This is a genomic window from Arthrobacter sp. 05T420, from assembly GCF_056396305.1.
The window spans coordinates 193,269-215,635 of record NZ_JBFTLG010000001.1; the positions used below are offsets into that span (position 1 = coordinate 193,269).

At 68.3% G+C, this 22,367-nt stretch carries 18 protein-coding genes; 14 read left to right on the forward strand and 4 right to left on the reverse strand.

Translation table 11 applies throughout. The features are described from left to right. Positions 1-103 precede the first annotated feature (103 nt). Positions 104-676 (forward strand): N-acetyltransferase family protein, encoded by a 573-nt coding sequence (locus AC1DEM_RS00970; RefSeq protein ID WP_476882683.1) that lies wholly within the window; start codon positions 104-106, stop codon positions 674-676. A gap of 75 nt (positions 677-751) precedes the next feature. Here AC1DEM_RS00970 and AC1DEM_RS00975 read toward each other — a convergent pair whose 3' ends face one another. Next, the gene (locus tag AC1DEM_RS00975) at positions 752-2,185 is read right to left on the reverse strand and encodes a family 4 glycosyl hydrolase (RefSeq protein WP_476882684.1); all 1,434 of its coding nucleotides are present in this window, start codon (positions 2,183-2,185) and stop codon (positions 752-754) included. 80 nt (positions 2,186-2,265) lie between these two features. Between AC1DEM_RS00975 and AC1DEM_RS00980 the strand changes: the two genes are divergently transcribed. The 6 genes from AC1DEM_RS00980 (at position 2,266) to tsaD (ending at position 8,153) form a co-directional block, all read left to right on the forward strand. Then, the gene (locus AC1DEM_RS00980; protein WP_476882685.1) at positions 2,266-3,357 is read left to right on the forward strand and encodes a carbohydrate kinase family protein; all 1,092 of its coding nucleotides are present in this window, start codon (positions 2,266-2,268) and stop codon (positions 3,355-3,357) included. A 576-nt stretch (positions 3,358-3,933) separates the two neighbouring features. Beyond that, on the forward strand, positions 3,934-5,154 hold the full coding sequence (gene alr, locus AC1DEM_RS00985) for an alanine racemase (protein ID WP_476882686.1): 1,221 nt from the start codon (positions 3,934-3,936) through the stop codon (positions 5,152-5,154). Further along, positions 5,151-5,840: a tRNA (adenosine(37)-N6)-threonylcarbamoyltransferase complex ATPase subunit type 1 TsaE gene (tsaE, locus tag AC1DEM_RS00990; RefSeq protein WP_476882687.1), complete on the forward strand. Its 690-nt coding sequence runs from the start codon at positions 5,151-5,153 to the stop codon at positions 5,838-5,840. The genes alr and tsaE overlap by 4 nt, the downstream gene beginning before the upstream one ends. Next, a complete protein-coding gene (tsaB, locus tag AC1DEM_RS00995; protein WP_476882688.1) occupies positions 5,840-6,511 on the forward strand; it encodes a tRNA (adenosine(37)-N6)-threonylcarbamoyltransferase complex dimerization subunit type 1 TsaB in 672 nt (223 codons plus the stop codon). The genes tsaE and tsaB overlap by 1 nt, the downstream gene beginning before the upstream one ends. Positions 6,512-6,564: 53 nt before the next feature. Further along, on the forward strand, positions 6,565-7,032 hold the full coding sequence (rimI, locus tag AC1DEM_RS01000; RefSeq protein ID WP_476882905.1) for a ribosomal protein S18-alanine N-acetyltransferase: 468 nt from the start codon (positions 6,565-6,567) through the stop codon (positions 7,030-7,032). Next, a complete protein-coding gene (tsaD, locus tag AC1DEM_RS01005; RefSeq protein ID WP_476882689.1) occupies positions 7,029-8,153 on the forward strand; it encodes a tRNA (adenosine(37)-N6)-threonylcarbamoyltransferase complex transferase subunit TsaD in 1,125 nt (374 codons plus the stop codon). The genes rimI and tsaD overlap by 4 nt, the downstream gene beginning before the upstream one ends. A gap of 87 nt (positions 8,154-8,240) precedes the next feature. Here the strand turns inward: tsaD and AC1DEM_RS01010 are convergent, their stop codons facing one another. Next, on the reverse strand, positions 8,241-9,392 hold the full coding sequence (locus AC1DEM_RS01010) for a glutamate--cysteine ligase (protein ID WP_476882690.1): 1,152 nt from the start codon (positions 9,390-9,392) through the stop codon (positions 8,241-8,243). A gap of 308 nt (positions 9,393-9,700) precedes the next feature. Between AC1DEM_RS01010 and AC1DEM_RS01015 the strand changes: the two genes are divergently transcribed. Next, positions 9,701-10,534, forward strand: a complete 834-nt coding sequence (locus AC1DEM_RS01015; RefSeq protein WP_476882691.1) for a shikimate 5-dehydrogenase — start codon at positions 9,701-9,703, stop codon at positions 10,532-10,534. Between the two features lie 60 nt (positions 10,535-10,594). On the opposite strand, the gene AC1DEM_RS01020 is transcribed toward AC1DEM_RS01015, so the two are convergent. Beyond that, the gene (locus AC1DEM_RS01020) at positions 10,595-11,827 is read right to left on the reverse strand and encodes a class I SAM-dependent methyltransferase (RefSeq protein ID WP_476882692.1); all 1,233 of its coding nucleotides are present in this window, start codon (positions 11,825-11,827) and stop codon (positions 10,595-10,597) included. A 65-nt stretch (positions 11,828-11,892) separates the two neighbouring features. On the opposite strand from AC1DEM_RS01020, the gene AC1DEM_RS01025 reads away from it, so the two are divergent. From AC1DEM_RS01025 to groL, 3 genes are all read left to right on the forward strand, one after another. Continuing rightward, complete coding sequence (locus tag AC1DEM_RS01025; protein ID WP_476882693.1) at positions 11,893-12,342, forward strand: hypothetical protein; 450 nt, start codon at positions 11,893-11,895, stop codon at positions 12,340-12,342. A 749-nt stretch (positions 12,343-13,091) separates the two neighbouring features. Further along, complete coding sequence (groES, locus tag AC1DEM_RS01030; protein ID WP_018773735.1) at positions 13,092-13,388, forward strand: co-chaperone GroES; 297 nt, start codon at positions 13,092-13,094, stop codon at positions 13,386-13,388. 80 nt (positions 13,389-13,468) lie between these two features. Continuing rightward, positions 13,469-15,079, forward strand: a complete 1,611-nt coding sequence (groL, locus tag AC1DEM_RS01035; RefSeq protein ID WP_079550210.1) for a chaperonin GroEL — start codon at positions 13,469-13,471, stop codon at positions 15,077-15,079. Between the two features lie 233 nt (positions 15,080-15,312). Here groL and AC1DEM_RS01040 read toward each other — a convergent pair whose 3' ends face one another. Continuing rightward, positions 15,313-16,281 (reverse strand): DUF389 domain-containing protein, encoded by a 969-nt coding sequence (locus AC1DEM_RS01040; protein WP_476882694.1) that lies wholly within the window; start codon positions 16,279-16,281, stop codon positions 15,313-15,315. Between the two features lie 180 nt (positions 16,282-16,461). Here AC1DEM_RS01040 and AC1DEM_RS01045 point away from each other — a divergent pair, with 180 nt between their 5' ends. The 3 genes from AC1DEM_RS01045 to AC1DEM_RS01055 all read left to right on the forward strand — a co-directional run bounded on the left by AC1DEM_RS01045 (position 16,462) and on the right by AC1DEM_RS01055 (position 22,306). Continuing rightward, positions 16,462-18,558: an acyltransferase family protein gene (locus AC1DEM_RS01045; protein ID WP_476882695.1), complete on the forward strand. Its 2,097-nt coding sequence runs from the start codon at positions 16,462-16,464 to the stop codon at positions 18,556-18,558. Positions 18,559-18,860: 302 nt separating this feature from the next. Continuing rightward, a complete protein-coding gene (gene guaB / locus AC1DEM_RS01050; protein ID WP_476882696.1) occupies positions 18,861-20,372 on the forward strand; it encodes an IMP dehydrogenase in 1,512 nt (503 codons plus the stop codon). A gap of 83 nt (positions 20,373-20,455) precedes the next feature. Next, positions 20,456-22,306, forward strand: a complete 1,851-nt coding sequence (locus tag AC1DEM_RS01055; RefSeq protein ID WP_476882697.1) for an ABC transporter ATP-binding protein — start codon at positions 20,456-20,458, stop codon at positions 22,304-22,306. Positions 22,307-22,367: the final 61 nt, after the last annotated feature.

Here is a 22,367-nt window from a genome sequence, read left to right on the forward strand (position 1 = left end):
CGGGCACGTCCCCGGGTCACCGTCGAGGGCCGTTTCCGAGGCCTTTTCCGCATCTCGAAGCCGGTCCGTGCCCAGACAGGGGTGTCCTGCTAACGTGGCCGCTGTGAGCGCAACGACAGAACCTGATACTGCAGCCGGCTGGACAATCCGGGAGGCCCGCCCGGAGGACTGGCGAGGCATCTGGGCGATCCTGGAACCGGTCATCCGGGCCGGGGAGACTTTTACGTGGGACCGGGACACCGCCGAGGACGAGGCGCGCGGGCGCTGGTTCAAGCAGGCGCCGGGCCAGACGTTCGTCGCCGTCGCAAACGGGCCCGATGAGGGCGCGGGTGACGGTGACGGTGACGGTGACCGGGCAGCCGGTGCCATCCTTGGCACCGGCGAGCTGCACCCCAACCAGGGCGGCGGGGGCAGCCATGTGGCCAACGCGGGCTACATGGTCCATCCCGCCCAGGCGGGACGCGGCTTGGCCCGGGCCCTCTGTGCCTATTCGCTCGACGCCGCGCGCGACGCCGGGTTCAAGGCCATGCAGTTCAACGCCGTGGTGGCGAGCAATGTCCGGGCCGTTGCCGCCTGGAAATCGATGGGCTTCGAGGTGCTCGCGACCATTCCCGAGGCGTTCAATCATCCGGAACTGGGCTACGTGGGCCTGCACGTGATGTACCGAAAGCTGTAGGCGTACCAGCCCGCTCCCTGCCGGTCCGTTGGCCGCCGGTCCGCTACTGGCGGGGCCGTTACTGGCCGCGGGCCGTTACTGGCCGCGGTGCCAGAGGCGGCCCAGCTCCGGGAAGGCGGCCTCATAGCCGGCCAGCAGGTTGCCGGCGAGGACCTCCGAATGCACGAGGGGATGCCTGGCGAACGCGGCAAGGGCTGCCTCCCGCCGGCCGGTCGTCGCCGCCTCCACCACGAGCCGTTCGGCGTCCTTGACGCGCTGCATCAGCTCAAGTTGAGCCGGTCCCGGACGGTCCTGCGGGACCGGCACAGCGCCGTCGGGCGTCACCCTGCACGGAACTTCGACGACGGCGTCGACCGGCAGTCCCGGGACGGCCGGCACTGCCTGCGCTGCTGAGCGGGCGCCCGCGTCCGGTTCTGCGGGCCCCGCGGACGCTGCGGCGTCGACCGCGTTGCGTGTGTTGAGGATCAAGTCCGCGGCCCCGCCTCCGGCGAGGGCGCGCATGGCCGCCAGGGCCACCCGCTCGTAGCCGCCGCCGCCTGCGAGGTCGGTCTCATCACGGCGTTCGCCCGAGGTGCGGGCTTCGGCCAGATAGCCCTCCTCGCGTGAGCGGCGGGCGGCGTCCCAAAGCGCAAAAGCCTCCGGCCCGGCGGCAGCCAGCCGGGGATAGAGCTCGGCCTGCTGTCGGGCGATGGATTCCCCCCGGGTCTGCTCTGCTGCGCGCATGCCGGCCACCGCTCGAGCAGTGTCGTAGTAGTAGAAGAGGTATTCATTGGGCAGGCAGCCAAGGCCGGCCAGCAATCCGGGCGGGAACAGCCGGCCCTCCTCGAACCCCGACAGCGCCGCAGGGTTCGCGAGCAGTTCCGGGAGGGCGTCCCGGCCTGTGGCCTCCAGCCGGTACAGCCAGCCGAGGTGGTTCAGGCCGTAGTAGCCCACGCCGCCGAGCGTGCCCTCCGGCAACGCGACGCCGGCAGCCCGCGCCGCGCGGTGAACCAGGCCGCTGGCGGAGTCGCAAATCCCGATCACCTTGGGCCCGAGCACCGGGACCAGGGCCTCGGTGACCATGCCGGCGGGGTTGGTGAAATTGAGCAGCCACGCCGCGGGGCAGCGGCTCCGCATTTCTTCCGCGAGCCGCAGCATCGGCGGAATGGACCGCAGCGCGTAAGAGATGCCGCCGGCGCCGGTGGTTTCCTGGCCCAGGAGTCCGAGGTCCAAGGCGATCCGCTCGTCGGCGGTCCGCCCGGCCGTGCCGCCGGGCCGGATGGCGGCGAAGACCATGTCGGTGCCGTCGAGGGCCTCGGGGAGCGAGGACACGGCACGGACCTGCGGGCCGGTACCCGGCGGACCCTGCTGGGCCAGGGAGGCCAGGACCGCCTCGATGGCCGCCAGCCGGGCGGGGTCGACGTCGTAGAGCACCAGCTCCCGCACCAGCCCCGCGAAGGGGCCGGAAGAGAGCGCCCGGTAGACCAGGGGGACCCGGAACCCGCCCCCGCCGGCGATCGTGAGCCGCATGCGGACAGTCTATTCCCCGCTGGTCAGGGCCCCGCTTCCCGCGGTTTCCCTTCACGGCGGTACAGCGTAGTGTGCCGTATATGGACGCGACCCCGGCGCGGCGCTTTGATCCGCTCTCTGCCGTCCGCAGCCCGGCCGCGGACGGTTTTGATCTGCTCCTGACCGGGACCGTGTTTCAGGACATCATCTTCACCGGGCTGCCCCACGCGCCGCAGCCCGGAACGGAAATCTGGAGCGACGGGATGGGCAGTTGCCCCGGAGGCGTCGCCAACCAGGCGATCGCCGCCTCCCGGCTCGGACTGCGGACCGGTCTTGCCGCCGTGTTCGGCGATGACGGCTACGGCGACTACAACTGGAAGATCCTGGCCGCCCAGGAACATGTGGACCTGTCGCTGTCCCGGCGTGTGCCGGGCTGGCATTCGCCTGTCACCGTGTCCCTGAGCGTGGAGAAGGACCGGTCCATGGTGACGCACGGGCACCCGGCACCAGTGACCTCCACCGAGCTGGTCGGATGCCCGCCGCCGGCGCTCGCAGCCGTCGCCGAACTGGGCGAGGAACTTGAACCGTGGGCCGTCGACGCGCACAAGAACGGCGTCCGGCTGTTCGGCGATGTCGGCTGGGACCCCACCGGCGCGTGGTCCCCTACCCGGCTGGAAAACCTGAAGTACTTCCACGCCTTCATGCCGAACCAGCACGAGGCCATGAACTTCACCGGCCGGGACGACCCTTGGTCCGCGTTGTACTCGCTCGCGGAGAGGGTTCCGGTGGCGGTGGTCACCCTCGGCGCCCAGGGGTCCATGGCCGTGGATTCGGAAACGGGGGAGGAGGAATGGGTCCCCTCCCTGCCAGTCCGGGCCTACGATCCCACCGGTGCCGGAGACTGCTTCGGTGCGGCATTCATTGTCGGGTCGCTGGCCGGTTGGCCGCTGGGCGACCGGCTCCGCTTCGCCAATCTGTGCGCCGCCCTGGCCGTCCAGGAGGTGGGCGGCTCGCTCGCCGCGCCCGGATGGGGAGACATTGCCGACTGGTGGCAGCGGGCCAACGCCCGGAAGGAACGGCAAGCCAGCCAGTGGCTTCGCCGCTACCGATTCCTGGAAGATATCGTGCGCGATGTCCCGCCTGAGGCGCAACGGCGGGCGACGGCGACCATTGCCCACCTGTCTGACGCGTAACTGGCCTGGGGCGGGTTCGTCCCTGTCACCAGTGGACATGTCCTCTTCGGGGTTGCGCCACCAGTGGACATGGCCTCCTGAGGTTCCCGCCACCAGTGGACATGGCCTCCTGAGGTTCCCGCCACCAGTGGACATGTCCCCCTGAGGTTCCTGGCCCCAGCGGACATGTCCTCCGCTGGGGCCAGGGCTTGGACCTGGACCCGTTATGCGGCTTCGTGGGCGTGAAGAATGGGCATGTCCGCCGGTGGGTGCTTGGCCTTGTTCCTGCCACCAGTGGACATGTCCCTCGCTGGGGCCAGGGCTTGGACCTGTACCCGTTGTTCGGCTTCGTGGGCGTGAAGATTGGGCATGTCCCGCGGCGGGCCGGGCCGGTCCCTGTCACCACTGGATATGTCCCCTTCAGAGTTACGTCACCAGTGGACATGTCCTCCGCTGGGGCCAGGGCTTGGACCTGTACCCGTCGTGCCCGGTCTTGGGCGCGAAGAATGGCATGTCCCGCGGGGAGGGAGGGCATGTCCAGCCGAGGCGCCGGGCCGCCGATTATTCGGCCTGCGGCGCCGCGCCTAGAATCGTTAAGTGACTTACCAAGCAGCAACAGGCGATCTCCTGCCCGGCTCGGCGGCAGTGCCGGCACACGCTGAGGAGCGCTCCGCCGAAATCGACCTCGACGCCATCCGGGACAACGTCCGCCATCTCGCAGCGGTGGCCTCACCCGCGCAGGTCATGGCCGTGGTCAAGGCCGACGCCTACGGGCATGGTGCGGTCCAGGTGGCCCGGGCGGCCCTCGGTGCGGGCGCTAGCTGGTTGGGCGTCGCCCACATCTCCGAGGCCCTCGCCCTGCGCGCCGCCGGGATCGAGGCGCCGCTGCTGGCCTGGCTGCACACCCCGGACAGCAACTTCGCCGCCGCAGTGGCCGCCGGAATCGACATCGGCTGCTCGGGCTGGGAACTGGACCGGATTGTGGCCGCCGCCCGCGAACAGGAACGCCCCGCCCGTGTCCACCTGAAGGTCGACACCGGCCTCGGCCGCAACGGCGCCACCCTCGACGCCTGGGACAGCCTGGTGGGCGAAGCCATGGAACACCAGGACCAGGGCCTGCTCCGGGTCGTGGGGATCTTCTCCCACTTGGCCGTCGCCGACGAGCCCGAGCGGCCCGAAACCGACGAGCAGCTCGCCGCGTTCCGCCAGGTGCTGGCCGTCGCCCATGACGCTGGCGTGGACCCCGAGGTCCGCCACCTGGCCAACACCCCGGCCACCCTCTCCCGGCCCGACACCCACTTTGACCTGGTCCGCGTGGGCCTGGGGCTGTACGGGCTGTCCCCCTTCGAAGGACAAAGCCCGGCCGAGCTCGGGCTGCGCCCGGCCATGACGGTCCGCACCGTGGTTTCGCACTGCAAGGACGTGCCCGCCGGCCAGGGGGTTTCTTACGGGCTGAACTACCGCACGGACGGCGTCAGCACGCTCGGGCTCATCCCGCTGGGCTACGCCGACGGCGTGCCGCGCATCGCCACCGGCGGCCCGGTCCGGGTCGAGGGCGTGAACTACCCGGTGGTGGGGCGCATCGCGATGGACCAGATGGTGATCGACCTTGGACCCCGCCACGTGGCGGCCGGCGGCCCCAGCATCCTCGGGGCCGAGGCGGTGCTGTTCGGCGACGGCGCCGACGGCGGCCCGACGGCCGATGACTGGGCAAGGGCCGCGGGCACCAACAACTACGAGATAGTCACCAGGATCAGCCCCCGGGTGCCGCGCCGCTACCTTCACGAAGAGCCCTCCACCGGCGGAGAGCGACCGTGAGCGGGCCAGCGTGGGAACGGGGCATCGAGGTCCGGACGGCGGCCGAGACGCACGCGCTCGCCGCGGCCCTGGGCGCAGTACTGCAGACGGGCGACCTGCTGGTCCTGACCGGCGAACTGGGCGCCGGCAAGACCACCTTCACACAGGGGCTGGGGGAGGGTCTGGGCGTACGGGCCGGCATCATTTCGCCGACCTTTGTCCTGGTGCGCATCCACCCCAATCTCCCCGGAGGGCCCCGGCCGGGCGGTCCGGACCTGGTGCACGTGGACGCCTACCGGCTGGAGTCGGCCGCTGAAATCGATGACATCGATCTTGAAAACACCATGGACAGCGCCGTAACGGTGGTCGAATGGGGCTCCGGCCGGGTTGAACACCTGAGCGAGAGCAGGCTTGAAGTGGAACTCCACCGCCCCCGCGGAGGCGCCGCGGGCACAGGCGCCACGGCTGATCCCGCCGGGGCTCCGCGTGCGGCCGCCGATCCCGGTGTACTGGACTTCGACACGGACGACGACGACGAGCCGCGGACCGTGGTGATCCGCGGCTTCGGCCCGCGCTGGGCCGAAGCGCCGGCGCTGCCCGGCGTCGGGCCCGTCCCCGCCACCGCAGCCGTGCCCGCCACCAGGCCCGTGCCCACTACCGCAGCCGTGCCCGAGACCACGCCCCAGACCCCGGAACGGAACTCCTGATGCTGATCCTCGCCATCGACACCTCCGCCGTCGCCAGCGCCGCGCTGGTCTCCGATGACGCACCGGAATCCGTGCTCGCCAGCTTCGCCACCGAAGACACACGCACGCACGCAGAGGTCCTGGCCCCGGGGATCGACGAGCTCCTGGCCGAGGGCGGCGTCAGCGGCCGCGACGTCGACGCAATCGTCACCGGCGTCGGCCCCGGACCGTTCACGGGACTGCGCTCGGGGATCGTCACCGCCCGCACCCTCGCCTTTGTCTGGGGCAAGCCGCTGTACGGCGTCATGAGCCTGGACGCGATCGCCCTGGAAGTAGCCGAATCCACCGACTCGGCCGCGGAATTCATTGTCGCCACCGATGCGCGCCGCAAGGAAGTGTACTGGGCCCGGTATACCCTCACCGATGCCCAGTTGCCGCACCTGGCGGATGGCCCGCACGTGGGATTCGCGGCTGATCTACCGGATCTGCCCGTCTACGGTGCCGGCGCAGGAATGTACTCCGACGTCGTCAAGGCGGTTGCCGAATTCAGCACCCGGCAGCCGGAAGCCCTCTCGCTGGGCCAGTTCGCACTCGCCCGGCTCGCGGCGGGGGAACAGCTCCTGGACTCCAGCCCCCTGTACTTGCGCGAGTCCGACGCCCAGGTGCCCGGACCCCGGAAGCGTGCCCTGTGAGCCGGGAACATGCCGCACCGCTCAGGCTGCCCGGCGGGGTCACCTTGCGGGACATGGAACCCGTGGACATCCCGGAGGTCCACGCGCTGGAGCGCCGGCTGTTTCCCGTGGACGCCTGGCCGCTGCAGATGTTTCACGACGAGCTGGCGCAGACGGATACCCGGCGCTACCTCGTGGCGGAGGTTCACGGCGGGATCGTGGGCTATGCCGGGCTCATGTGCATCGAACCGATCTCGGACGTGCAGACCATCGCCGTGGTGCCCGAACAGGAAGGCAAGGGCATCGGCTCGGCCCTGCTCACCGAGCTGATCGTGGAAAGCCGACGCCGCCATGCGCAAGACGTGCTGCTCGAGGTCAGGGCGGACAACCCCCGCGCCCAGCAGCTCTACCGGCGCTTCGGCTTCGAACAGATCCACGTCCGGCCCCGCTACTACCGCGACGGCGTCGACGCCCTGATCATGCGGCTCCAGCTGCCCCGCGAACAACTCAGCCCCCAGCCCAAGGAAGCAGGCCGACCATGAACCGCACCCAGCCGCTCGTGCTCGGCATCGAATCCTCCTGTGACGAGACCGGCGTCGGCATCGTCCGGGGGACCACCCTGCTGACCAACACCGTCTCTTCCTCCATGGACGAACACGTCCGCTTCGGCGGCGTGATTCCCGAGATCGCCTCCCGCGCCCACCTCGACGCGTTCGTCCCCACCCTCGAGGAGGCCCTCGCGGAGGCGGACGTAACGCTCGCGGACATCGACGCGATCGCCGTCACCGCCGGGCCGGGCCTGGCGGGGGCGCTCATGGTGGGGGTGTGCGCGGCCAAGGCGCTCGCCGTCGCCACCGGCAAACCCCTCTACGCCATCAACCACCTTGTCGCCCACGTCGGCGTCGGGCTCCTGCAGCAGGGCGGCGGCACAACGACGCCGCACACCCCGGCGCACGCGATCGCGCAAACCGCGCAGCACGCCCTGCCGGAGAACATGGGCGCCCTCCTGGTGTCCGGCGGCCACACCGAGATCCTGCGGATCCGGAGCATCACGGACGACGTCGAGCTGCTGGGGTCCACGATCGATGACGCAGCCGGCGAAGCCTATGACAAGGTGGCGCGGCTCCTGGGCCTGGGCTACCCGGGCGGTCCGGCCATCGACAGGCTCGCCCGCACCGGCAACGCCAAGGCCATCCGGTTCCCGCGCGGCCTCACCCAGCCCAAGTACATGGGCACCGCCGAGGAACCCGGGCCGCACCGCTACGACTGGTCCTTCAGCGGACTCAAGACCGCCGTCGCCCGCTGCGTGGAGCAGTTCGAGGCCCGCGGCGAGGAGGTCCCCGTGGCGGACATCGCCGCTGCCTTCCAGGAAGCCGTGGTGGACGTCATAACCGCCAAGGCCGTGCTCGCCTGCCGCGAGAACGGAATCACGGAGGTCCTCCTGGGTGGGGGCGTCGCGGCCAACTCGCGGTTGCGCCAGCTCACCGAACAGCGCTGCAGTGCCGCCGGGATCCGGCTGACAGTGCCGCCGTTGCCGCTGTGCACGGACAACGGCGCCATGGTGGCGGCACTCGGGGCGCAACTGGTGATGGCCGGAGTGGAACCGAGCGGGATCGGCTTTGCCCCGGACTCCTCGATGCCGGTCACGACAGTCTCCGCCTGAGCGGCCGGCGGGCCGAGGGGTCGGCGCGCCGAGCGGCCGGCCGGCTGGAACTCCGCCCGCCCCCGTGCGGGCCTTGGCGCGCCGGAGTTAGGCTTCCGGCCCCTGGCGCATCTGCTTGACCAGATCCAGGACGACGGCGCGCAGGTCACCGCCGTGCTCGGCGGCAACCCGGCGCTGGCGCTGGTAGCCGGCGCCGCGCTCGATGATCTTCTCGACGTCGGCCAGTTCGGCGCTGCAGCCCAGCTTCGCCGCCACCGGTTCAAGCCGCTTGAGCGTCTCGCGCAGGTGCTCCGTCACGAGCTGCTCGTTGCCCTCGGCGTCGAGGATGATGATTGCGTCCAGACCGTACCGGGCCGCGCGCCACTTGTTCTCCTGGACATGCCAGGGCGGCATCGTGGGAATGGTGCCGCCGTTTTCCAGCGTGGTGGAAAATTCGTCCACCAGGCACTGCGTCAATGCAGCGATCGCGCCGACGTCCTCGAGGGTCGCCAGTCCGTCGCAAATGCGCATCTCGATGGTGCCCAGGGCCGGAACGGGACGGATGTCCCAGCGGATCTCGGAGAGCGTGTCAATGACACCCGTGGTGAACATGTCCTGCACGTAGGCCTCGTAGTCGTCCCAGCTGGCGAACTGGAACGGCAGCCCGGCGGTGGGCAGCTGCTGGAACATGAGGGCGCGGTGCGAGGCGTAGCCGGTGTCCTCGCCGCCCCAAAACGGGCTGGACGCGGAGAGCGCCTGGAAGTGCGGGAAGTAATTGACCAGGCCGTCCAGAACCGGGAGCACCTTGTCCCGGCTGTCCAGGCCGACGTGCACGTGGACGCCGTAGATCACCATCTGCCGGCCCCACCACTGGGTCCGGTCGATGAGCTTGGCGTAGCGTTCCTTGTCCGTGACGGGCTGCAGCTGGGGCGGGCTGAAGGGATGGCTCCCGGCGCAGAAGATTTCCACGCCCATGGGATCGGTAACCTCCCGGACGGCCGCGAGCGAGCTGTTCAGGTCCGCTTTGGCTTCCGCGACGGTGGTGCAGATACCCGTGACGAGCTCCACGGTGTTCAGCAGCAGCTCCTGCTTGATGTGCGGGTGCTCGTCGTCCTCATTGAGTTCGGGATGCCGGGCAGCGACGCCGCGGAGCACCTGGTTCGCTACGGAGGCAAGCTCACCGGTCTCGGCGTCGACGAGCGCCAGCTCCCATTCCACGCCAAGAGTCGACTGCCTGGATGAAGCGAACTCGATCTTCATGTGGTCCCTTCACTGTTTTGCTGTCGCTGGGCGCGGTCCAGGCGGGAAATGCGCTGGCAACCCTCGGACGTGCCCTAGGCGTGTCACCGGCGGTGGCACGCGACATTTCCCCACACCAGAGCGCCGGCCCGGCGGCGGGCAGGGCTACGGGTGGTCCAAGTCTAGTGCAGGGGCGCCCTACCGGACGGCGTCAAAGACACCGCTGGCGCGTGAGTGTCTTCACAAAGCGGCTGGTCAGCGACGTTCATGTTACGGCTTGGGGTGCGCCGGCCGGGGTGGCCGGACCCATCCTGGCGTTTAATGGAGCTGTGCCCATACTGAACAAAGACATGACGCTGTGTATCTCGCTCTCGGCCCGGCCCAGCAACAACGGGACGCGCTTCCACAACCACCTGTACGAGCAGCTTGGCCTGAACTGGATCTACAAGGCCTTCGCCCCCACCGACCTCGCCCAGGCGATCGCCGGAGTGCGCGGCCTCGGCATCCGCGGCTGCGCGGTGTCCATGCCCTACAAGGAGGACGTGATCGCCCTCGTTGACGTCATGGACCCCTCGGCGAAGGCCATCGATTCGGTCAACACCATCGTCAACGACGGCGGCCGGCTCACGGCCTACAACACCGACTACACCGCAATCGAGCAGCTCCTGCACAGCAACGCCGTCCCCACGGACTACTCGGTGCTGGTCCTGGGCTCCGGCGGCATGGCCAAGGCCACCGTCGCGGCGCTGCGGGATGCCGGCTTCAAGGACGTGACCGTCGTGGCCCGCAACGAAGTCTCCGGCCGCGCCCTGGCCGACCAGTACGGCTTCGCCTGGAGCGCGGAGCTGGGCTCGGCGCTGTCCGGCACCGGCGCGGCTGACATGCTCATCAACGTCACGCCCATTGGTATGGCAGGCGGACCGGACGCCGAGGCGCTGTCCTTCCCGCAGGAGGCCATCGACGCCGCAAAGGTGGTGTTCGACGTCGTCGCCCTCCCGGCCGAGACGCCGCTCATCAAGGCCGCCCGCACGGCCGGCAAGACCGTGATCACCGGAGCCGAGGTGGCCACAATCCAGGCGCTGGAGCAGTTTGTGCTCTACACCGGGATCCGGCCCACGGACGAGCAGATCAGGTCAGCTGAGGAGTTCATGCGGGCCCAGTAGCCCGCTAGTCCTGGATTCCGGCCGCTTCGCCGCTTCTTCCGGGATCCTGCCGCGAAGGGATTAGACGGGCTCCACCGAGATGGCGACCCGGTCCTCGCCGATCCTGGTAAGGACCAGGGTGGCTGATTTTTTGCTCTTAGCCTTTGAACCGGCCGGCTTTCCGCCGGGCAGGAGTTGCTTGCGCAGCTCTTCCGGCGTAACGGCCGTGCCGCGCTTCTTGATGTCCAGGACGCCGATCCCTTCGTCCTTGACCCAGGATTTGAGCGCCTTGACGTTGAACGGCATTACCTCCAGGACCTTGTAGCCCCTGGCGAACGGGGTGTCCTGCAGGTCCGGGGCGCAGATGTAGGCGATGTGCTCGTCCACGAGGTGCCCGCCCAGCTGGAGGGCGACGTCGGCCACCAAGCCGGCTCGGATCACTGCTCCGTCGGGCTCATACAGATAGCCCTCCACGGGACCCACGGGCGCCACCGGGCCGCCGTCGAAGTTTTCCCCGCTGGTGAGTTCGGCCGCACCCTGCGGGCCGAGCACCAGGGCGGCGCGCCGCACCCCGGGGCGCCGCACTGCGTTGAACCACAGGGCCACCTCGGTCACGTCCCCGCCCACGGAGACCCACTGCGCCTCACAATCGGCCGGCACGGAATCGTGCGGCATGCCGGGCCCCATCTTGACGCCGACGGCGCGGCCGGAGCCGGCAAGCGTCTCGACGAACGACAGCGGCGGGGAGAAATCCTCCGGATCCCAGATCCGTTTGGTTCCCGAAGTGGATGTGGTGCGCCGGGCCGGGTCCAGCCAAACGCCGTCGACCCCCTCCAGCGACACCGAAGTGGCATCCGCGTGGACCACGGTGGCGTTGCGGAACGGGATCAGGTTCATCGTGGCGCAGGCGGCCGTGGCCTCGTCCATCTCCACGGCGGTAACCACGAGGTCCAGGGAGGCCAGGGCCATCGCGTCCGCCCCGAGTCCGCAGCCGAGGTCGGCGACGTGGCCGATCCCGGCCTCCGCGAACCGCTGCGCGTGCCGCGCCGCGACTGTCAGCCGGGTGGCCTGCTCCAGGCCGGCCTTGGTGAAGATCATCTGCCGGGCGAACTCGCCGAATTTGGCCTCGGCCTTGGTCCGCAGCCGGGACTGGGTGAGCACGGCCGAGACCATTTCGGGGGAGTGGCCGGCCTTGCGCAGCGCCGCGGTCAGGCGGAAGGCCTCGTCCTCGCGGTACGGGCCCAGCGACGCCAGCAGCTCCCAGCCCTCGGGCGTGAGGATCGGGGCAATATGTTCCTGCGGTGCGTCAGTCATGCCATCCAGCGTAGTTGAGCTCCGCGGGCACGCTGTGACCGGACCACGGGGGCTAGGCTTGACGGATGGAAGACAGCGGCGCAGGCGACAGCATCTCAGAGGACACAACCGGGCAGGACACAGCCGGGAACGACGACGCCGGGAATGACGACGCCGGGCAGGGGCGCCGCAGCCCGCAGGGGCTGGCCCGCTACGCCCGGCCGGCACTGATCGCCGGCGCTGTGATCGCCGTCGTGTGCATTGCCCTCTTGGTGATCATCTTCTTCCTCGATTCCTTCAACGCCACCGTATATTCCGTCGGCGGCAAGAACGTCCAGGACGCCACGGACGAGGCCCGGGCCATCCGGGACACCTATGCCGCCGCCCGGCTCGGCGGCATCATCGCCCTCGTCACAGGCGTCCTGCTGGCCGCCGCCGGGGCCGTGCTGATGTACCGGCACCGGAACGACGAGGGCCGGAACACGGACGAAGACGACGGCCAGGACGTGGACTTCGAAGACCTCGCAGGCCAGTAGGCGCGGGCTAGCGACGGCCACGCGGTCACGGCACAAGCCGCCACTCGGCCACGGGCCAACCGGCCAACCGGCCACGCGGTCACGGGACAACCGGCCACGCGGTCACGGGCCATGCCCTTCCCTCGGCATCCGGAGTGGACATGTCCTCCCGGGCAGCCGGCAACCGTGGGGCATGTCCATCGCTCAGCGCGAGAAGAGCGCATGATGCCCAGGTGTCCTCTCGCCGCAGCAAAGATTGGGCATGTCCTCCTGGGCAGCCCGCATCCGCTTAGCACGTCCATCGCTCAGCACCAGGAGTGAGCATGTCCTCCTGGGCAGCCCGCATCCGCTTAGCACGTCCATCGCTCAGCACCAGGAGTGAGCATGTCCTCCCGGGTAGCCCGCATCCGCTTAGCACGTCCATCGCTCAGCACCAGGAGTGAGCATGTCCTCCCGGGTAGCCCGCAACCGCTGAACATGTCCATCCCTCAGCGCGGACAGCGAGCATGGGTGCCCAAGTGTCCTCTCGCCGCAGTAAAGAATGGGCATGTCCCACCGGGTAGATGTTCACCCGGAACGAATTTCTGGCACTCGCCTTGACCGAGTGCTAACTATCTACATAGAGTCGTCATTAGCACTCTCCCTAGGAGGGTGCTAACACATGAAGCGCGTTCCGCCAGGCACGCTGCCGGCACCGCGACGACGGTCTGCGCGCCTTGGCATCAGCGCTTCATAGTCCACAAATTTGCTGACGAAAAGGAGAGGTCCGAGTGTCGGTCTCTATTAAGCCTCTTGAGGATCGTATTGTTGTCCGCCCGCTCGAAGCCGAGCAGACCACGGCTTCCGGCCTGGTTATCCCGGACTCCGCGCAGGAGAAGCCCCAGGAAGGCGAAGTTGTTGCAGTAGGCCCCGGCCGCTTCGATGACAACGGCAACCGCGTTCCCATCGATGTTGCCGTTGGCGACGTCGTCATCTACTCCAAGTACGGTGGAACCGAAGTCAAGACCGGCGGCACCGAGTACCTCGTGCTCTCCGCCCGCGACGTTCTGGCGATCGTCGTAAAGTAACTCTCTTGGACCCCGTGCAGCCGATCCTTTCGCATTGAATGGATCAGTTGCGCGGGGTTCTGTCTTGAAAGGACAAAACCATGGCAAAGCAGCTTGCGTTTAACGACGCTGCCCGCCGGTCGCTTGAAGCCGGCATCGATAAGCTCGCCAACACCGTCAAGGTCACGCTGGGCCCGCGCGGCCGCAACGTCGTACTGGACAAGAAGTGGGGCGCCCCCACGATCACCAACGACGGCGTGACCATCGCCCGCGAAGTCGAGCTGGACGACCCCTACGAGAACCTTGGCGCGCAGCTTGCCAAGGAGGTCGCCACCAAGACCAACGATGTTGCCGGTGACGGCACCACCACCGCCACCGTCCTGGCCCAGGCCCTGGTCAAGGAAGGCCTGCGCAACGTAGCGGCAGGCGCCGCACCGGGCGAGATCAAGCGCGGCATTGAGGTTTCGGTCGAGGCCGTCGCCGCCCGCCTGCTGGAGAACGCGCGCCCGGTTGAAGGCACGCAGGTTGCCAACGTTGCCGCAATCTCCGCCCAGAGCGACGAGGTCGGCGAGCTCCTGGCCGAGGCGTTCGGCAAGGTCGGCAAGGATGGTGTGATCACCATCGAGGAATCCTCCACCACGCAGACCGAGCTGGTCCTCACCGAGGGCATGCAGTTCGACAAGGGCTACCTGTCCCCGTACTTCGTCACCGACGCGGAACGCCAGGAAGCCGTCCTCGAGGACGCCCTGATCCTGATCAACCAGGGCAAGATCTCCTCGGTGCAGGATTTCCTGCCGCTGCTGGAAAAGGCGCTGCAGAGCTCCAAGCCGCTCTTCATCATCGCCGAAGACGTCGAGGGCGAGGCCCTCTCCACGCTCATCGTCAACCGCATCCGCGGCACGCTGAACGTCGTCGCCGTCAAGGCCCCGGGCTTCGGTGACCGCCGCAAGGCCATGCTCCAGGACATCGCGACCCTCACGGGTGCGCAGGTTGTCTCCGCGGAGCTGGGCCTGAGCCTGGACACCGTTGGCCTCGAGGTGCTTGGCACCGCACGCCGCATCACGGTCACCAAGGACAACACCACGATCGTCGACGGCGCCGGTTCGGCCGAAGACGTCGCTGCCCGCGTTGCCCAGCTGCGCGCCGAGCTGACCCGGACCGATTCGGACTGGGACAAGGAAAAGCTGCAGGAACGCCTGGCCAAGCTGGCCGGCGGCATCGGCGTGATCAAGGTTGGCGCTGCCACCGAGGTTGAGCTGAAGGAAAAGAAGCACCGCATCGAGGACGCTGTGTCCTCGACCCGCGCTGCCCTCGAAGAAGGCATCGTGGCAGGCGGCGGTTCCGCCCTCATCCACGCGCTGAAGGCGCTCGACGAGGACGCGGCCGTCCAGGCCCTCGAAGGTGACGCGGCTGCGGCCGTCGGCATCGTCCGCCGCGCCCTGACCCAGCCGCTGCGCTGGATCGCGCAGAACGCCGGCTTCGACGGCTATGTCGTGGTCGCCAAGGTGGCCGAATCCGCGGTGAACCAGGGCTTCAACGCCAAGTCCGGCGAATACGAAGACCTGATCGCCGCCGGCGTGATCGACCCCGTGAAGGTGACGCGTGCGGCCCTGCGCAACGCGGCATCCATCGCGGCGCTGGTCCTCACCACGGAAACCCTCGTGGTCGAGAAGCCGGCTGACGAAGACGAGCACGCAGGGCACAAGCACTAGCCTCTGTACACACAAAGGACGGTCCGGCATCATGCCGGGCCGTCCTTTTTGTCTGCCACTTTGTCTGCCACGCTACGTTTCTGCCGGGCCGGCTCTGCTGCGCGTCTGCAGGGTTCGCCTGCAAAATCGCCCGGATTCCGGCGCGAAGACCCCGACATTCCTGTTGTCCTTGGTTCCCGCGGGCCCTAGGGGACGGCCCCGCGGCCCCCAGCGGGCGGCCAAACGCCCGGCCGTCAGCGCCGTGAACGGTCCGCCCTGCGCCGCAGCCGCAGTGCGGCGTCCGGCGACAGCCGCTTGGTCACCAGCCGGTAGAAAATGAGAACCCCGACGGCGGCCACCACGATTCCCAGCAGGTTCAGGAACAGCTGCAGGGCGGAGCCGGCGGCCTTCTGGTACTCGCCCAGGACCAGGGCCACGGCCACGAATCCCGCCGCCGGCACTGTGGTGACCGAGATGAACACCCCGATTAGCGCCGCCGAGCGCCGGCTGATGACCGACAGCATTCCGGCTATGCCGGCAAGGATGGCGACGATCAGGGAGTACGGGCCCGGATGGTATATGAATTCAACCGCTGAACCGCGGTTGAGCGCGTCACTGGGAAACAGCCCGAGCGGCACGGACAGCCACGCCGCCAGGGCGGCAGCCAGCATCGCGACGGGAAAGCCGACGCCGAGTGCCACGGCCGCGTCGCGTCCGAGCCGCCGCTCGCGCCGGACCAGGGCCACGGCCAGCGCAGCCAGGGGGCCGAACTCCGGGCCCACGGCCATGGCGCCGACGATCGCAATGGTGGAGTCGGTCACGATGCCGATGGCCGCCAGCTGGGTCGCCAGGACCAGGAAGGCCAGAAAACTCCACGTCAGGCGCGAATCTTCGCCGGTCTGCCGCGTCACCTCGTCCCAGATCACGGCGTCCGCGCCCTCACCCGGCGCCTCCGCCTCCGCCCGGTCGGCCCGGGCCGAGAGCACCAGGTCCGGTTCTAGGACCGAAATTGATCCGCGCTGCTGGACATCGAGGACGTGGAGCTTCTCCACGAGCCCCTCCACTGATTCGCGCGCCAGCAGGACCTGGATAACGTCGCCGGGGGGCAGGACGGAAGCACCCTTGGCCAGCGCGACTTCCGAGACTCCGACGTGACTTGTAGTACTTTCGACAACAACTCCGGTCAACTCTCCCGGGACACAAATGCGCAGCTGCACGATCACTTGGCGGCCTCCTCAGACTCGTCCCAGCCTAGCTTCCGCGCCGCGCCAGACGCCGCCGGCCGGGCGCGTGGAGGCTCCCTGCCAGGGCTTCCGGGGTACCCGCGGGGGCGCCGGTGATTGGCCAAGAAAATTACGTTTCGGTAACATTGGTGTTTTGGAAACTGGCCGGAAGGGTTATCTGTGTCGAGCGAGCGAACCATCGCCACCCCACCAAGGGCGGACGCAGGTTCTCCGGCGAGCCGAAAATCAAGCTACCGCCCCGAAGTCCAGGGCCTGCGCGCCCTCGCGGTCCTCATGGTGGTCACGTACCACGTGTGGCTGGGGCGGGTTTCCGGCGGCGTAGACATCTTCCTTCTCATTTCGGCATTCCTGATGACGCTCAGCTTCACGCGGAAGGTCGAAAGCGGCGCGCCGCTCCGGCTGCTGAGCCACTGGCTGCATCTGCTTAAGCGCCTTCTGCCGGCCGTCGTCGTGGTGATCCTCGGCGTCCTCGCCGGCACTTGGGCCATCCTGCCGCAAAGCCGCTGGCCCGACGTCCTTGAGCAGGCCTGGGCCTCCCTGCTGTACCGGCAGAACTGGCTCCTGGCTGACAGTGCCGTGGACTACTACGCCCAGGACCATTCGGGCGCGAGCCCGCTCCAGCACTTCTGGTCACTCTCGATCCAGGGCCAGGTGTTCGTGCTCTGGCCGCTCGTCTTCGCCGGCACGGCCGTTCTTTCCCGGCTGCTCAAGCGCATGCTCCGCCGCGGGACCGGCGAGGACCATGCGTTGTTGCGCTACCGGTCCCTGCTGGCCGTGGCCTTCGGCGCCGTCTTCGCCGTGTCTCTCGCGTACTCGATTCAGCAGACCACAACGAACCAGGCACACGCCTACTTCGACACCGGCGCCCGGCTCTGGGAGTTCGCCCTCGGCTCCCTCCTGGCCCTCGCCCTGCCGTACCTGAAGCCGGGCAAGATCCTGCGCGTCGTACTGGGCTGGGCAGGGCTGGTGGCCCTGCTCTCCTGCGGACTGCTGCTGACCGTGGACCGTTCCTTCCCCGGGTTCATCGCGCTGTGGCCCACGCTGGCGGCCGCCGCGATCATCACCGCCGGTCAAAGCGGCAGCCGGTTCGGCGTCGACCGCTTCCTGACGTGGAAACCACTGGTGGCGCTGGGGGACAACTCCTATGCGCTCTACCTCTGGCACTGGCCGCTGCTGGTCCTGGCCCTCGCCGGGGCGGGCATCACGGCGCCAAACCTGTTCCAGGGGCTGTGCATCGTTGCCGTGTCCGTCGTTCTGGCCGTGCTCACCACCCGCTTCGTCGAGAAGCCGCTGCGTGAGTGGCACTGGCCCAAGCTCCGCGCCTGGCGGACCGCCGTCGTGATTGCCGCCTGTGGTGCCTTGCTGGCCGGTCCCGTCGCCGTGTGGCAGAGCCAACTCGTCGCCGACGAGGCCGAGGCGGCATCCCAGCCCAAGGAACTGACCCCCGGTGCGGCCGCACTGGCACCGGAAAACGCCGGCAAACCCACGCCGGAGGCGAAAACCATCCCCGCGCCGGCCGCGATGAAGAACGAATGGGCGGACATCGACGGGCTGTGCACGGACGGTAACGTCGCCAGCGACCCCTTGCTGCAGGGCTGCCTGCAGAACAACAAGCCGGAGAAGGTCACCAAGCGGATCGTGGTGCTCGGCGACTCCCATGCCCAGCAGTACATGGCGGCCCTTGGTCCCATCGCGAAGAGCCACGGCTGGGAAGTGGTCACCCTCCTGAAGGGCAACTGCCGCTTCGGTGGGGAGTCCCCGGAGCGGGACACGGACTGCAACGCCTTCAACAGGGCCAGCACGCAGTACGTCCTGGACCACCGGCCCGACGCCGTTTTCACGGTTGCGTCCCTGACCCACAAGGAAGCGCCGTTCGAGACGGAAGTGCCGCAGTACCTGGAGGGCATCAAACCCTTCACCGACGCCGGCATGGACGTGGTGGGCATCCGCGACAACCCCCGCTTTAACATCAACATGCCCGAGTGCGTCCAGAAGAACGGCGAGGACGCGGCGGAATGCAACGTGCCTCAGCAGGAATCGCTCGCGGGGTCCTCGCCGCTCGACGCGTACCGCGGCCAGGTGCCCAGGCTGGCCTTGATGGACATGAGCGACTTCATTTGCGCCAACGGAACCTGCCCCGCGGTGGTCGGCAACGTGTACGTCTACAAGGACGACAATCACCTGACCAAGACCTATGTCCAGACCATGATCCCCATGTTCGAGAAGCGGCTGCTCGCCGCCACCGGCTGGAACTAGGCCGGGCAGGCCGGCCGCGCCCGTTGACCTGCGCGCCCGTTGACCTGCCCGGGCCGGCCCGCAGTGCCGAAGCAGTGCGGGGGAGCCGTGCGGCACGGTACTGCTCACATTGAAGCCGCACATTACTGCCCCGGAATATGGCTATCGCCGCCAAGGTTCTACTATTTATTCAGGACTTCTGCACGACCTGTTGCATGACCTTCTGCATGACCTTCTGCACAGACCAGACCCGTAATGACGGGCTGGTCATCTGTTGCAACCCCTACCCGTGAACCCCGTAACCCAAGGTAAGAGGCGCACTCATGACCCAGCCCGAACACAATCCCTTCGGCTTCATCGGCCTGACGTACGACGACGTCCTGCTCCTGCCCGGCCACACCGACGTGATCCCCTCGGAGGCGGACACGTCCTCCCGGATCTCCAAGCGCATCACGGTCCAGACCCCGCTGCTCTCCGCCGCGATGGACACTGTCACGGAGTCCCGGATGGCCATCGCCATGGCCCGCCAGGGCGGCCTCGGCGTCGTGCACCGCAACCTCTCCATCGCCGACCAGGCCGACCAGGTGGACCGGGTCAAGCGCAGCGAATCCGGCATGATCACCAACCCGCTGACCATCGGCCCCGAGGCCACCTTGGCCGAGCTGGACGAGATCTGCGCACGCTACCGCGTCTCCGGTCTCCCCGTGGTGGACGAGGGCAACCGGCTGCTGGGCATCGTCACCAACCGCGACACCCGCTTCGTGCCCGAGTCTGACTTCCCGCTCCGGCTGGTCAGCGACGTCATGACCAAGATGCCGCTCGTCACCGGACACGTCGGCATCAGCCGCGAGGAAGCCTCGCACAAGCTGGCCACGAACAAGATCGAGAAGCTCCCGCTCGTGGACGAACAGGGCCGGCTCAAGGGCCTGATCACCACCAAGGACTTCACCAAGGCAGAGCAGTACCCGCTCGCCACCAAGGACGACGAAGGCCGCCTGCGCGTCGGCGCGGCGATCGGCTTCTTCGGCGACGGCTGGGAACGCGCCATGACGCTCATCGACGCCGGCGTGGATGCCCTGTTCGTGGACACCGCCAACGGCCACTCCCAGGGCGTGCTGGAGATGATCCGCCGGCTCAAGTCCGATCCCGTCGCGGCGCACGTGGACATCATCGGCGGCCAGGCCGCTACCCGTGAAGGTGCCCAGGCACTGATCGACGCCGGTGCCGACGGCATCAAGGTCGGGGTCGGTCCCGGGTCCATCTGCACCACCCGCGTGGTGGCCGGCGTCGGCGTCCCGCAGATCACCGCCATCTACGAGTCGGCGAAAGCCGCCATCCCGGCCGGCGTCCCGCTGATCGCCGACGGCGGCCTGCAGTACTCGGGTGACATCGGCAAGGCGCTGGTCGCCGGCGCCGACACCGTAATGCTCGGCTCGCTCCTGGCCGGTTGCGACGAATCACCGGGCGACCTGATTTTCGTCAACGGCAAGCAGTTCAAGAGCTACCGCGGCATGGGCTCCCTTGGCGCTATGCAGACCCGCGGCAAGAACACCTCCTATTCCAAGGACCGCTACTTCCAGGCCGACGTCTCCGGCGATGACAAACTCATCCCGGAAGGCATCGAGGGCCGGGTGGCGTACCGCGGTCCGTTGTCGTCCGTGGCGTACCAGCTGGTCGGCGGCCTCCGCCAGACCATGTTCTACACCGGTGCCCCGACCGTGGCCGAGCTGAAGGCGCGCGGCAAGTTCGTCCGCATCACCGCGGCCGGGCTCAAGGAATCGCACCCGCACGACATCCAGATGACGGTCGAAGCCCCGAACTACGGGTCGCGCTAAACCGCCGGAACTTCAGCGAACGGGCCGTGGGGGGATTCTCCTCACGGCCTGTTCGTGTTTGCGCCCGGAACTAGGCTGGAGGCATGTCCGAACTCCTGCCGGCACGTGCGCCCAAACGCAAGCTCGCGCTCAAGCCCTACGCCCAAGCCGTGGCGCAGGTGCTGCGGGTGAGCTTCCGGGCCTCACCCGCCGCCGTCATCATGAAGGTCCTCGGTTCGCTGATCTCGGCACTGCTGCCGCTGGTCACAACGTACTTCGCCGCATTGACCACCACGGCGCTGGCCGCCGCCTACGCGGGCGACGCCGCCGCCGGTGCCCAGGCGATCGTCTACGTCATCATCACTGCGGCACTCGGGCTCTTCTGGGGTTCGTTCAGCAGCGTGGACCGCTACATCCAGCAGCTCATGAGCTTCCGGGTCGGCGCGATCGTCGGGGATCTTATGTACGAGCGCTTCCTGACCCTGGACTTCTGGCGCTACGACGACAAAGAGACTGTGGACCTGTACGACCGGGCGAAGCGTTTCTCCGATTCCTATGCCCGCGTCCTGGACCGGATCGCCGCCATCTTCACCCAGCTCGTTTCCGTGCTCCTGGCCATCGGCGCGCTGCTGCTGGTCAGTTGGTGGATCGCCGTGATCGTCCTGGTCGCGATCGTGCCCAGCGTCTACCTGCAGTTCAAGCTCTCCCGCGAACAGATCGCGCACTGGAACACCCAGGTCGATTCCCGCAGGCAACGCAGGATGATCGAAACCAACCTGCTGCGCCCGCAGCACATCGCCGAGATGCGGCTCTACGGGATCGTCGGCCACCTGATGGGGCTGCGCTCCACTCTGCGGGACGCCGACGAAAAGCGCCGGCTGGACTTCCAGAAGCGCTACATTCCCAGACAGCTCGCGGCCGATGCCCTGCAGTACGGCGCCGAGGTGGTCTCCCTGATCTGGGTGGTGGGCCAGATCATCGCCCACGCGCAGCCGGTGGGGCAGTTCCTGTACGTTCAGCAGATTGTCAGCCGCGCCCTGTCCACCGCCAACAACCTCGTCTCCTCGCTCAGTTCGATCGACGAGGACCTGGCAAACCTCAAGGACTACGAGCTCTTCATGGCGCTGCCCGTGCAGTCCGGCCACGCCCCGCCCCTGCTGCAGGCGCCCAAAACGGTGGAACTGCGGGACATCCGCTTCACCTACACCGGCAGCGAACTGGAAGTGATCCGCGGCATTTCGATGACCATCAGGCAGGGCCAGCACATCGCGATCGTGGGGGAGAACGGCGCCGGCAAGTCCACCCTGATCCGCATCCTGGCCGGGCTGTACCGGCCCGATTCCGGGCAGGTGATGCTCGACGGCGTCGACCTCGCCGCCGTCGACGTCACGTCCTGGCACCGGCACCTTGCGGTGCTCAGCCAGGAGTTCCTCAAGTACGAGTTCGCCACCGCTGCGGAGAACATCTTCTTCGGCGACGTCGATTCGCCCATCGACGACGGACGGGTCCGCCGCTCCGCCGCGGATGCCGAAGCGCTCGAATTCATCAACAAGCTGCCCAACGGCCTGGACAACCACGTCAGCAACTGGATGGAGGACCCGCGCGGCCGGAAGGGCTCCGGGCTTTCCGGCGGGCAGTGGCAGCGCCTGGCCATGGCCCGGAACTTCTACCGCAACGCCACCTTCATGGTGATGGACGAGCCGACGTCGGCCATCGACGCGCTGGCCGAACACCGGATCTTCACGCGGCTCTTCGCGGACCGCAGCAGCACCATCATCGCCATCAGCCACCGGCTCGCCACCATCGAGAAGGCCGACGTGGTCTACATGCTCGAGGACGGCCGCATCGTCGAACAAGGCACCCACAAGGAACTCGTGGCGCTCCGCGGGCGCTACTTCCGGATGTTCGAGTCCCAGCTGACGGTCCCGGATGCCGAGAACGTCAGCGGCGAGTGAGGTGGCGCCCCGATGCCGGGGACCCGGCAACGCGTCCAACGGAAATCCAGCGCTGTCCGTA